8 protein-coding genes are annotated in these 11,263 nt (G+C 64.4%); 1 reads left to right on the top strand and 7 read right to left on the bottom strand.

All coding sequences use genetic code 11. The annotated features are described in order from the left end of the window. Positions 1 to 257: 257 nt before the first annotated feature. The 4 genes from frr to ACE3S9_RS07775 all read right to left on the bottom strand — a co-directional run bounded on the left by frr (position 258) and on the right by ACE3S9_RS07775 (position 3,980). Positions 258 to 818, bottom strand: coding sequence for a ribosome recycling factor (gene frr / locus ACE3S9_RS07790; protein ID WP_374545878.1), 561 nt, complete (start codon positions 816 to 818; stop codon positions 258 to 260). A 55-nt stretch (positions 819 to 873) separates the two neighbouring features. Further along, on the bottom strand, positions 874 to 1,602 hold the full coding sequence (pyrH, locus tag ACE3S9_RS07785) for a UMP kinase (protein ID WP_374545877.1): 729 nt from the start codon (positions 1,600 to 1,602) through the stop codon (positions 874 to 876). Between the two features lie 172 nt (positions 1,603 to 1,774). Continuing rightward, complete coding sequence (tsf, locus tag ACE3S9_RS07780) at positions 1,775 to 2,704, bottom strand: translation elongation factor Ts (RefSeq protein WP_374545876.1); 930 nt, start codon at positions 2,702 to 2,704, stop codon at positions 1,775 to 1,777. Positions 2,705 to 2,978: 274 nt separating this feature from the next. After that, positions 2,979 to 3,980, bottom strand: a complete 1,002-nt coding sequence (locus tag ACE3S9_RS07775; RefSeq protein WP_374545875.1) for a 30S ribosomal protein S2 — start codon at positions 3,978 to 3,980, stop codon at positions 2,979 to 2,981. A 265-nt stretch (positions 3,981 to 4,245) separates the two neighbouring features. Here ACE3S9_RS07775 and ACE3S9_RS07770 point away from each other — a divergent pair, with 265 nt between their 5' ends. Then, the gene (locus ACE3S9_RS07770) at positions 4,246 to 5,112 is read left to right on the top strand and encodes an alpha/beta hydrolase (RefSeq protein WP_374545874.1); all 867 of its coding nucleotides are present in this window, start codon (positions 4,246 to 4,248) and stop codon (positions 5,110 to 5,112) included. A 23-nt stretch (positions 5,113 to 5,135) separates the two neighbouring features. Here the strand turns inward: ACE3S9_RS07770 and dnaE are convergent, their stop codons facing one another. From dnaE to ACE3S9_RS07755, 3 genes are all read right to left on the bottom strand, one after another. Next, positions 5,136 to 8,591, bottom strand: coding sequence for a DNA polymerase III subunit alpha (gene dnaE / locus ACE3S9_RS07765; RefSeq protein ID WP_374545873.1), 3,456 nt, complete (start codon positions 8,589 to 8,591; stop codon positions 5,136 to 5,138). Positions 8,592 to 8,952: 361 nt separating this feature from the next. Continuing rightward, positions 8,953 to 9,645: an ABC transporter ATP-binding protein gene (locus tag ACE3S9_RS07760; RefSeq protein ID WP_374545872.1), complete on the bottom strand. Its 693-nt coding sequence runs from the start codon at positions 9,643 to 9,645 to the stop codon at positions 8,953 to 8,955. Next, complete coding sequence (locus ACE3S9_RS07755; protein WP_374545871.1) at positions 9,638 to 10,969, bottom strand: lipoprotein-releasing ABC transporter permease subunit; 1,332 nt, start codon at positions 10,967 to 10,969, stop codon at positions 9,638 to 9,640. Before ACE3S9_RS07755 ends, ACE3S9_RS07760 begins: the two co-directional genes overlap by 8 nt. Positions 10,970 to 11,263: the final 294 nt, after the last annotated feature.

Below are 11,263 nucleotides of genomic sequence, written 5' to 3'. Positions count from 1 at the left end.
TCGAAGCGCGGCAGGCCCCGCGCCGCGGCCCAGCGGCCGTTGCCATCCATGATGATTCCAACGTGCAGCCCTTTCGCCTCGGCCGCGTCAGCGTCGCCGCCGATCGTCTGCTTATCGTTCATCAAGCTCCGTCCGCTGCCTGTGCGGCGCGCCGTCCCGCCAATACCCGGCCGACGTCGCGCCCGCCGACCGCTTCCCATGCCAATGCTCTAACACAAAGCGCCGTCCGAAACGACGCCCGAACAACGCCGGACCGCTCAGACCTGCATGATTTCTTTTTCCTTGGTCGCCAGCAAGCCGTCGACCTCGCCGATGGCGGAATCGGTGGCCTTCTGGACCTCGGTCTCGTGACGCTTCTCATCGTCCTCGCTGATCGCCTTGTCCTTGACCAGCTTTTTCAGGATGTCCATGCCGTCGCGGCGGACATGGCGCACGGCGACGCGGGATTCCTCGGCATATTTATGCGCGATCTTGGCCAGCTCCTTGCGGCGCTGCTCGTTCAGCTCCGGAATGCGGATGCGCAGGATCTGCCCCTCGACGGTCGGCGAAAGGCCGAGATTGGCGTCGCGGATCGCCTTGTCGACAGCGCCGACCATGCCCTTGTCCCAGACCTGAACCGCCAGCGCGCGCGACTCCGGCACGGAAACGGTCGCGACCTGGTTGAGCGGCATGGCCTGGCCATAGGCCTCGACGACGACCGGCTCCAGCAAGGCGGCGGAGGCGCGGCCGGTGCGCAGGCCGCCCAGCTCGTGCTTGAGCGACTGGATTGCGCCCTGCATGCGACGCTTGATTTCCGCCAGATCGAATTGAGCGCTCATGGAATCACCTGTCCTGCTCGGCGCCGGCGCGCCTTATGTTCTTTTCGCTCGTCGCCTATGGCGCGACGAGGGTCGCCCTGCCCTGTCCGGACAGCGCCGAGGAAATGGCGCGCGGGGCCGCGAGGGAAAACACGATTATCGGAATACGGTTCTCTCTCGCAAGAGCAAAGGCCGCCGTATCCATAACGGCGAGATTTTTCGCAATCGCCTCGTCATGGGTCAGGCGTTCGTAGCGCGTCGCGTTCGGATCCTTTTTGGGATCGGCCGAATAGACGCCGTCGACCTGGGTGGCCTTCATGATCGCGTCGCAGGACAGTTCCGCGCCGCGGAGAGCCGCGCCGGTGTCGGTGGTGAAGAAGGGATTGCCGGTGCCGCCGGCGAGAATGACAACGCGCCGCTTGCCGAGATGGTGCAGCGCCGTTTGCCGTGAATAAGGCTCGCAAAGCGCCGGCATCGGCACGGCGGACAAGGCGCGCGCCGCCCGGCCCCGCTTTTCCAACGCATATTCGAGCGCGAGAGCGTTCATCACCGTGGCCAGCATGCCGATGGAATCGGCGCGGGCGCGTTCGATGCCCTTGTCGGCGCCCTGAATGCCCCGAAAAAAATTGCCGCCGCCGACAACAACCGCTATTTCGACGCCGAGCGCCGCAGCCGCGTCGAGATCTTCGGCGATCCGATCCAGCGTCTTGGCGTCGAGGCCATGGGTCTGGCCGCCCTGCAGGGCTTCGCCCGACAATTTCACGACCACGCGTTTCCATTTCGGCTTGTGATGCGAAGCGTTCATCGGGAGCTCCCCTGCGCGGCCGCGATTCGATCTGTCGCGACATGCTTCTAGGGTCAAATCGCGCCAGCCGCAACGCCGCGCCGGGCAAATGAAAAGGGCGGCCGAAGCCGCCCTTCCCGTAAAGACTGGTCCGACCGAGCTTTCGATCGGACTTTTCGCTCAGGCTTTTTGATCAAGCTTGGCCGGAGGCGGCGGCCGCGACTTCCGCCGCGAAATCCGCTTCTTGCTTCTCGATGCCCTCGCCGAGCGCATAGCGGACGAAGCCCTTCAGCGCGACCGGCGCGCCAATCGCCTTGGCGGCTTCGGCGACCGCCTGGGCCACCGTCTTGGAATTGTCGTGGATGAAGGGCTGCTCGACCAGCGTGACTTCCTTGTAATAGGTCTTCAGGCCGGATTCGACGATCTTGTCGAGAACATGATCCGGCTTGCCGGCGTTCTTCTCGCGCAACACGTTCTTCTCGCGCTCCAGCACCGCCGGATCGATGCCCGAGGCGTCGAGCGCCAGCGGGCTGGCGGCGGCGACATGCATGGCGATCTTGCGGCCGAGATCGGCGAGCTGCGACTTATCGCCGGTCGATTCCAGCGCGACGATCACGCCGATCTTGCCGACGCCCTCGCTGACCGCGTTGTGGATATACTGGCCGATCACGCCGTCCGAGACGGTCAGCGAGGCGACGCGGCGCAGCGTCATGTTCTCGCCGATGGTGGCGATGGCGTTGGAGATCGCGTCGGCGACCGTGCCGGCGCCGCCCGGATAATGCTGGTTCTTGAGGACGTTGACGTCCGACTCGCCCTTTTCGACCGCGACCAGCGCGATGGTCTTGACCAAAGCCTGGAATTCCTCGTTGCGGGCGACGAAATCGGTTTCGGAATTGACCTCGACCACCACGCCGTTGACGCCATGCACCGCCACGCCGACCAGGCCTTCCGCCGCGACGCGGTCGGATTTCTTGGCCGCCTTGGACAGACCCTTCTTGCGCAGCCAGTCGATCGCCGCCTCGATGTCGCCGTCGGTCTCGTTGAGCGCGTTCTTGCAGTCCATCATGCCCGCGCCGGTCTTTTCGCGCAGGTCCTTCACCAAAGCGGCGGTGATATTGGCCATGGAAGGGTTCCTTCAGGGTTTGGGCCGGCGCTCCCGCGCCTTGGCCGAATGAAAAGCGGGAAAGTGTGAAACTTCGAAGACAGGCGCAAACCCAGCGGTTGGCGTATGCCAGAGCAGCGTACTTACCTCACAACCAGTTGGCGTATGCCAGAGCAGCGTACTGACCAAACAAGCGGTTGGCGTAGCCAGAGCGGCGCCGGCAATCCCGTTCAAACAGACGGCGCGCCAGGGTTCAGCCGGCGCGCCGCGAAATTTCGGGACGAAACGGCTGGGATCAGCCGGCGATCAGGCTGCGAGCCTGCTCGACCCAGCCGCCGACCTTGCCGTTCAGCTTGAGGTCCGCATCGACCTTGGACGCGTCGTCGCCGGACATGGCGGCGAACTGCCAGTAATGGAACAGGCCGGCTTCGTTCAGCTTCTTCTCGACCTGCGGACCGACGCCGGCGAGCTTCGACAGATCGTCCGGGGCGCCGCGCGGGGCGGACAGCAGCTCGAACTGATCGACGGCGTCGGCCACTTCGCCGTCGGCGGGCAATTCGCCGACCGTGGGCTCCTCGGACGCGCCGACATCCATGCCGAGCGAGCCCTGGCTGCGGGAAATGCCGTCCAGCGCCGCGCGGGCGATCAGGTCGCAATAGAGCGCGATGGCGCGGCCGGCGTCGTCATTGCCCGGAATCGGGAAGGTGATGCCGTCCGGATCGCAATTGGTGTCGAGGATCGCGGCGACCGGAATGTGAAGGCGGGCCGCCTCCTTGATCGCGAGCTGCTCCTTGTTGGTGTCGATGACGAAGATCAGGTCCGGGACGCCGCCCATGTCCTTGATGCCGCCGAGAGCGCGCTCTAGCTTGTCGCGCTCGCGCGACATCATCAGGCGCTCCTTCTTGGTCAGGCCGGAGGCGCCGGACGTGAGCTGGTCGTCGATCTTGCGCAGGCGGGCGATCGAGGCCGAAATGGTCTTCCAATTGGTCAGCATGCCGCCGAGCCAGCGGGCATTGATGTAATATTGCGCGGAACGCTTGGCGGCGTCGGCGATCTGCTCCTGCGCCTGGCGCTTGGTGCCGACGAAAAGCACGCGGCCGCCCTTGGCGACGGTGTCCGACACGGCCTTGAGGGCCTGGTGCAGCAGCGGCACGGTCTGGGCAAGATCGATGACGTGGATGTTGTTGCGGACCCCGAAAATATAGGGGGCCATTTTCGGGTTCCAGCGATGCGACTGGTGGCCGAAATGAGCGCCGGCCTCAAGCAGGCCGCGCATGGTGAAATCGGGAAGCGCCATAAATCATATACTCCGGTTAGGCCTCCGCGAATGAATGGGCCGGACATCCGACCACCGGAGCGCCGCCTTGAGACAGGAAGCGCGAACATTCGCGTGTGGAATGAAGCCGCCGCTTTATATCAATGGGAACGATTTGACAAGCCGGCCCGCAAGGCGGAAGCAAACAGCGCGACCTGATTATCGCTGATTATCGCCCAATTCTCCAATTCGCGTGACGTGCTTATACGGACCGCGTTTTGAAACTCAATTTCCCGGCAGACATTCGATGAAACGAACCATTCTTGTCATTGTTTTCGTCCTGGCTCTGACGCTTTCCCTGTCCTGGTTCGCCGGCTCGGCAATGGTCTGGTCCCGTGGTCGCGATCATCCGATTGCCGCCGTGGAGCCGGCGCAAAACCTCACATTGAGAGCCGCCGACGGCGAGATCCTTGGCGCGACCTATTGGCCCGGAAAAACTCCTAACGCGCCGGGCGTCGTGCTGATGCATGGCATTTTCGCCTCGCGGCAGGGCTATGCGGCGCAGGCCGCCCGGCTGGCGAAGCAAGGCTTTGCGGTGCTGACCGTCGACCTGCGCGGCCACGGCGAGTCGGGCGACGCCGCTCATAGTTTCGGGCTTACCGAATCGCGTGACGCCCGCGCCGCCTTCGACTGGCTCAAGGCGCGGCAGCAGCAGGCGCCGGTTGGCGTTATCGGCATTTCCCTCGGCGGCGCCGCCGCGCTGATCGGCGACGACGGTCCCCTGCCCGCCCAGGGCTTCGTGCTCGTATCGGTCTATCCCGACATCGACAACGCCATCCGCAACCGCATCGCCGCCCACGCGCCCGAGCCATTGCCGACCTTGCTGACGCCTCTACTGAAATACCAGTCCCAGCCGCGCTTCGGCGTTCCGCCGGAACGCCTGCGGCCGATCGAGGCCCTCCGCAAGGTGACCGCGCCGGTTCTGATCGTCGGCGGCGGCGCGGATCCTTACACGCCGCCGGAGGAAAGCCGGGAAATGCTCGCCGCCGCGGCGGGCCCGAAGGATTTGCTGCTGCTGGACGGCATGGACCACGCCAAGGCCACGTGGGTCGATACGCCAGCCTATCGCGACCGGCTCAAGGATTTCTTCGTGGCGGCGCTCGGCGCGCCTTAGGCATCAGCCAGCTGGACCGAGATTTAAACCAGCTCCACCTCAGCCACGCCGGGGATCGCCTTGATCGCGCCCGAGGCCTGCGGATTGATCGGATAGCGGCCCTTCAGTTTGATCTCAACCTCGCGCTCTTCTTCCAGCCGCAGGATCAGGGTGACCTCACCTTCCGGCTTGCCCTTCAACTTGTCGGACAGCCGCGGCAGCGCCGCCTGATCGCGCAACGTGATGCGCAGGCCCTTCTGGATGCGCGCCGCCGCCTCGTCCAGCCTTTCGACCATGACGATGCGGGCGCGGACGTCCTCGCCCTCGACATTGGCCTGCAGCGAGACCAGCACGCAAGCGCCCGTTTCCAGCATGTCGCGGTACTGGTTGAGGCCCTCCTGGAACAGGATCGCCTCATATTGGCCGGTCGGATCGGACAAGGTCACGATCCCCATCTTGTTGCCGGATTTGGTGCGCCGCTCGGCGCGGTCGAGCACGGTGGCGGCAAGGCGGTTCGAGACCGCCCCCTGCTTCACGCTGCGCGCGAACGGCGCCCAACTCGTCGCCTTCAGCCGGGCGATCACCTTCTGATAAGCGTCGAGCGGATGGCCCGAGATGAAGAAGCCGACCGCCTCGAATTCGCGCCGCAGCCGCTCCTCGGCCGACCAATTTTCATAATGGGTAAGGCGCAGGGCCTCCGGCTCGCCGGCGCCGAACAAAGCCGCCTGACCGATCTGATGCTCTTCCTGCGCGCGATTGGCGAGGCCGAGAATAGGCTCGACCGCCGCAAAGGCCTTGGCGCGGTCGCGCTCCAGTTCGTCGAAGGCGCCCGCGGCGGCGAGCGCCTCCAGCACCTTCTTGTTGACCTCGCGCGGATTGAGCCGATTGGCGAGATCGGGGAGGTCGCGGAATTTTTTCGCGCCGCGCGAAGCGACCAAAGCGGCGGCCTGCCCCTCGCCCACGCCTTTGACGGCTGAAAGGGCATAGCGGATGGTCAGAGCGTCTTCCGCGTCGCGATGGACCTCGAAATCCACGCCGGACAGATTGACCGAGGGCGGCTCGACCCGGATTCCGAGCCGGGTGGCCTCGTTTCGGAATTCCGCCAGCTTGTCGGTATTGCTCTTGTCGAGCGTCATCGAGGCGGCCAGGAACTCCACCGGATAATTGGCCTTGCACCAGGCGGTCTGGTAGGCGACCAGCGCATAGGCCGCCGCATGGCTCTTGTTGAAGCCGTAATCGGCGAATTTCGCCAGCAGGTCGAAAATTTCGTCGGCCTTGGCCTTGTCGACGCCGCGTTCCACCGCCCCGTCGACGAAACGGGCGCGTTGCAGGTCCATTTCCGCCTTGATCTTCTTGCCCATGGCGCGGCGCAGCATATCCGCCTCGCCGAGCGAATAGCCCGAGAGAATCTGGGCGATCTGCATCACCTGTTCCTGATAGATGATGACGCCGAAGGTCTCCTTGAGCACGGTTTCGATCTTGGGATGGAGGTAATCGGCCTCCTCCTCTTCGTGTTTTACCGCGCAATAGGTCGGGATATTGGCCATCGGGCCGGGGCGATAAAGCGCGACCAGCGCGATAATGTCCTCGAAACGGTCGGCGCGCATTTCGGCCAAAGCCTTGCGCATGCCCGCGCTTTCCAGCTGGAACACACCCACCGTCTCGCCGCGCCCGAGCAGCTCGAAGGTTTTCGCGTCGTCAAGCGGAATCTTGGAGAGGTCGACCTCGATCCCGCGCTGTTTCAGCAAGGCGACGCAGGTCGAGAGCGTGGTGAGCGTCTTGAGGCCGAGGAAGTCGAATTTCACCAGCCCAGCCTGCTCGACCCATTTCATATTGAACTGGGTCGCCGGCATGTCGGATTTCGGATCGCGATAGAGCGGGGTCAATTGATCGAGCGGCCGGTCGCCGATCACGATGCCGGCGGCGTGGGTCGAGGCGTTGGAATAAAGCCCCTCCAATTTCTGCGCGATTTCCAGCAATTGCCGCACGCGAGAATCCTGCTGGGCGGCCTCCTGCAGGCGCGGCTCCGTGTCGATGGCCTGTTTCAGCGAAACGGGCGCGGCTGGGTTCTGCGGCACCATTTTGGCGAGCTTGTCGACCAGGCCGAGCGGCATTTCCAGCACCCGGCCGACATTGCGCAACACGCCGCGCGCCAGGAACGAGCCGAAGGTGATGATCTGGGCGACGCGATCCGCGCCATAGCGCTGCTGGACGTAGTCGATCACCTCCTGCCGCCGCGTCTGGCAGAAGTCGATGTCGAAATCCGGCATCGAGACGCGCTCGGGGTTCAGGAAGCGCTCGAACAGCAGCGAGAACCGCATCGGGTCGAGATCGGTGATGGTCAGAGCATAGGCGACCAGCGAGCCCGCGCCCGAGCCGCGCCCCGGCCCGACCGGAATGTCCTGCACCTTGGCCCATTTGATGAAATCCGCGACGATCAGGAAATAGCCGGGAAATTTCATGCGCTCGATGATCGACAATTCGAATTCGAGCCGCTTGTGATAGTCCTCTTCGTTGTGGCCGGGCGCCGGGCCATGGGCGGCGAGCCGCGCCGCGAGGCCCGATTCGGCCTGGGCGCGCAATTCCGCCGCCTCATCCGTGTCTTGCGTGAAATTCGGCAGGATCGGCTTGCGCGTGCGCGGGCGGTAGAAACAGCGCAGCGCGATCTCGACGCTGTTGCGGGTCGCCTCGGGCAGATCGGCGAACAAAGCAACCATCTCGTCGCGCGTCTTGAAGCGATGGTCGGGCGTCAGGCGGCGGCGATTGTCCTGCCCGACAATGGCGCCGTCGGCGATGCACATCAGCGCGTCGTGGGCCTCGAAATCGGCGGCGCTCGCGAAATAGGGCTCGTTGGTCGCCACCAGCGGCAGTTCTTCGCGATAGGCCATGTCTAATAGCGCCGGCTCGACCTCCTGCTCGCTTTCGAGGCCGTGACGCTGCAATTCGATATAGAATCGCGTCGGAAACAGCGGCGCGAGCGCCGCCAGCCGCGTCGAGGCGACCTCCGGCTTGTCGAAAGCAAAGGCGCGGTCGAGCGGGCCTGTCGGGCCGCCGCTCAGCGCGATCAGGCCGTCGCTCGCCGCCGCGAGCTGGGCGAGGCCGATATGGGGCGAATCGCCGGGGTCGGTCTCCAGCCAGGCCTGCGAGACCAGCCGCATGAGATTGGCATAGCCCTGCTCGTTCTGCACCAGAAGCACGATATTGCCCCGGCTGGCGTCGGGCGGCAGACTCTCGCCGCGCTCGCGCAAAGCGTCCGCATCGTCGAATTCCACCGTGAGCTGGCAGCCGGTGATCGGCTGCACGCCATCCTTCGCGAATTTCTCGGAAATTTCGAGCGCGCCGAACAGATTATTGACGTCGGTGACGGCGACCGCCGGCATGGCGTCGGCAAGGGCCAGCTTGAGCAGCTTGCTGGCGGTGATCGCGCCCTCGCGCAGGGAAAAAGCGGTATGGACATGAAGATGAACGAATCCGACCTTGTCGATCATCTCGTCCGTCATTCTCGCCTCCTGTCGTTCCGCCTATGGCAGCATAGCCGGTCCCGGCCTTCATGTCCGCTTTCCGGCGCCATTATGGCCTGAACTGCTGCATCGCAGTGGAAAACTCGATCTCGCGGAGGTTCTGCTTATATTCTCGTTTTGTACAAGACGGCGAAAAAAATGCCGAAATTTTCGGCTGCGGAATCACTGCATTTGAAAACAATGATTTGATCTTTTTGCGATTGTGGAAAAACGGCTCTCCAACTGTGGATAAGTTTTTCCCCGCCTCATCAAACTTTGCGCCAAGACCGCTGAAATAAGGCGTTTTCTTGGCCTGTCAAGCGCCACGGCGCCGCATCGCGGCGCCCCTTCAGGTTGCAGGTCACGGCATTTCCACCAATTGTCCGTCGCGCAGGGTCAATCGGCGATCCATTCGCGCCGCCAGATCCAGATTATGGGTGGCGATCAGGGCCGACAAGCCGGTGGCGCGCACCAGCGCCATCAAGGCCGAAAAGACATGATCCGCCGTCCCGGGGTCGAGATTGCCGGTCGGTTCGTCGGCCAGCAGCAAAGCCGGGGCGTTGGCGACGGCGCGCGCGATCGCCACGCGCTGCTGCTCGCCGCCCGACAATTCGGCGGGCCGGTGGTTCGCCCGCGCGGCGAGGCCAAGATAATCGAGCAGGTCGAGCGCGCGGCGGCGCGCCTCGGCGCGGGGCAGGCCCGCAATCATCTGCGGGGTCATCACATTTTCGGCGGCCGTGAATTCCGGCAACAGGTGATGGAACTGGTAGACGAAGCCGATATGGGTCCGGCGCAAAGCCGTGCGTTGGGAATCGACGAGGCCGGAGGTCGCAAGGCCATCGATCTCCACCTCGCCGCCGTCCGGCCGCTCCAGCAGCCCGGCGATATGAAGCAGGGTCGATTTGCCGGCGCCCGAAGGCGCGACCAGCGCCGCCGCCTGATGCGGCCAAAGCGTGGCGTCGGCCCCGCGCAGAATTTCGAGGAAGCCGTCGCCTTCGCGATAGCGCCGCGCCACGCCGGTCAGCTTCAGGGTCGGGCGCATCGTCTCATTCATGGCGCAGCGCCTCCACCGGATCGAGCCGCGCCGCCCGCCATGCCGGATAGAGCGTGGCGAGGAAGGACAGGCACAGCGTCATGACGGCCACGCCGATCACCTCGTGCGGATCGAGCGACGAAGGCAATTGCGACAGATGATAAATGTCGGCCGGGAACAGGTTGAGATCGAACACGCGGTTGACGAAAGACCTTATGTCTTCCAGCCGCAGCGCCAGCGGCACGCCAAGGGCCGTGCCGAGCAGCGCGCCGACGGCGCCGATGGCGAGGCCGGTCAGGATGAAGATGCGCAGGATCGAGCCGCGCGTCGCGCCCATGGTGCGCAGAATGGCGATGTCGCGGCCCTTGTCCTTCACCAGCAGGATCAGCCCCTGCACGATCAGCAGCGAGGCGACCGCGACAATGATCGCCAGGATGAGGAAGATCGCGTCGCTTTCGACCTTCAGCACGTCGAAGAAGCTGCGATAGCGCTGGCGCCAGTCTGTCAGCATGATCGGCCGCGCGATCTGCTGCACGATTTCGGCGCGCACGTCGTCGACCTTGTCGGGATGGGCGACGAAGCCCTCGATGATGTTGACGTCATTGGGCCGGTCGAAGAAGGCCTGCGCCTCGGCCAGCGGAAGGAAGACGATGAGCTGGTCGAAATCGAACAGGCCGGACTGGAAAATGGCCTTGACCGGATAGGCCTTGAGGCGCGGCGTGACCCCGAACGGCGTCTGCGCCCCGCGCGCGGTCAGGATCGACACCTTGTCGCCGACCTGCACACCGAGCACTTCGGCCATCCTCTGCCCGAGCACGACGCCGACATCGTCGTCGAAATGCTCCAGCGTCCCCTGTTTGACATTGCCGTTTATGCCCGGCAGGCGCTTGAGATCGCTCTCGGCGACGCCGCGCACCAAAGCGCCGGTCTGCTGTTGCGGCGAGGAAATGCCGGCGGCGTTCTCCACCATCGGAAAAGCCAGCGTGACGCCCGGCACCTTTTGGAGCTGGTCCGTGAGGGCGCGGTAATCGGTCAGCGGCGTGTCGATCGGCTGCACGAAAATATGGCCGTTGACGCCGATGAGCTTGGAAATCATCTCGTCGCGCATGCCGTTCATGACCGACATGACGACGATCAGCGCCATCACGCCGACGGCGATGCCGGTGATCGACAGGCCGGCGATGGCCGAGGGCAGCCAGCGGCTGTGGCGCGAACGCAGATAGCGCAAAGCCAGCATGCGCTCATAGGCGCCGAAGGGCGGAGCGCCCGCGGAATCCGCGCCGACGGAAGGGGAGCCCTCCGCCTCGCCGCCGCGACGGGAAAAAAAAGATGTGAATTGGGTCATCGAATCCCAAAGCGGAGGCCGAGCGCGTCCGCGCGGCGACAGCGCCCGACGAGGCGCATTTTCACCGCAGATAGACCGGAATTGCGCGCAAAAAAAGACTTTTTTCCACCGCCGCCGCGTCATGCGCGCCTGATCGGGCGCGCGCCCTGGCTTCACGCGACTGCGAACGCCAAAAGGTTAACCCGATTAAACGGGCAATTTAGTTAATGCCCAAACGGGACGGCAATCCGGTTGTGCGATCTTCCGCGCGTAATACTGGGAGCCTAACGTGTCCGACCCCCGCTTTTTTGAACT

Source organism: Rhodoblastus sp. (assembly GCF_041915505.1).
GTDB lineage: Bacteria > Pseudomonadota > Alphaproteobacteria > Rhizobiales > Beijerinckiaceae > Rhodoblastus.
The sequence above is the reverse complement of the archived record's forward strand: the minus strand, read 5'-3'. Positions and strand labels throughout refer to the sequence as shown.

Coding starts and splice junctions, on each gene's coding strand:
- frr (WP_374545878.1), bottom strand. CDS start 818: ATGAGCGCTCAATTCGATCTGGCGGAAATCAAGCGTCGCATGCAGGGC.
- pyrH (WP_374545877.1), bottom strand. CDS start 1,602: ATGAACGCTTCGCATCACAAGCCGAAATGGAAACGCGTGGTCGTGAAA.
- tsf (WP_374545876.1), bottom strand. CDS start 2,704: ATGGCCAATATCACCGCCGCTTTGGTGAAGGACCTGCGCGAAAAGACC.
- ACE3S9_RS07775 (WP_374545875.1), bottom strand. CDS start 3,980: ATGGCGCTTCCCGATTTCACCATGCGCGGCCTGCTTGAGGCCGGCGCT.
- ACE3S9_RS07770 (WP_374545874.1), top strand. CDS start 4,246: ATGAAACGAACCATTCTTGTCATTGTTTTCGTCCTGGCTCTGACGCTT.
- dnaE (WP_374545873.1), bottom strand. CDS start 8,591: ATGACGGACGAGATGATCGACAAGGTCGGATTCGTTCATCTTCATGTC.
- ACE3S9_RS07760 (WP_374545872.1), bottom strand. CDS start 9,645: ATGAATGAGACGATGCGCCCGACCCTGAAGCTGACCGGCGTGGCGCGG.
- ACE3S9_RS07755 (WP_374545871.1), bottom strand. CDS start 10,969: ATGACCCAATTCACATCTTTTTTTTCCCGTCGCGGCGGCGAGGCGGAG.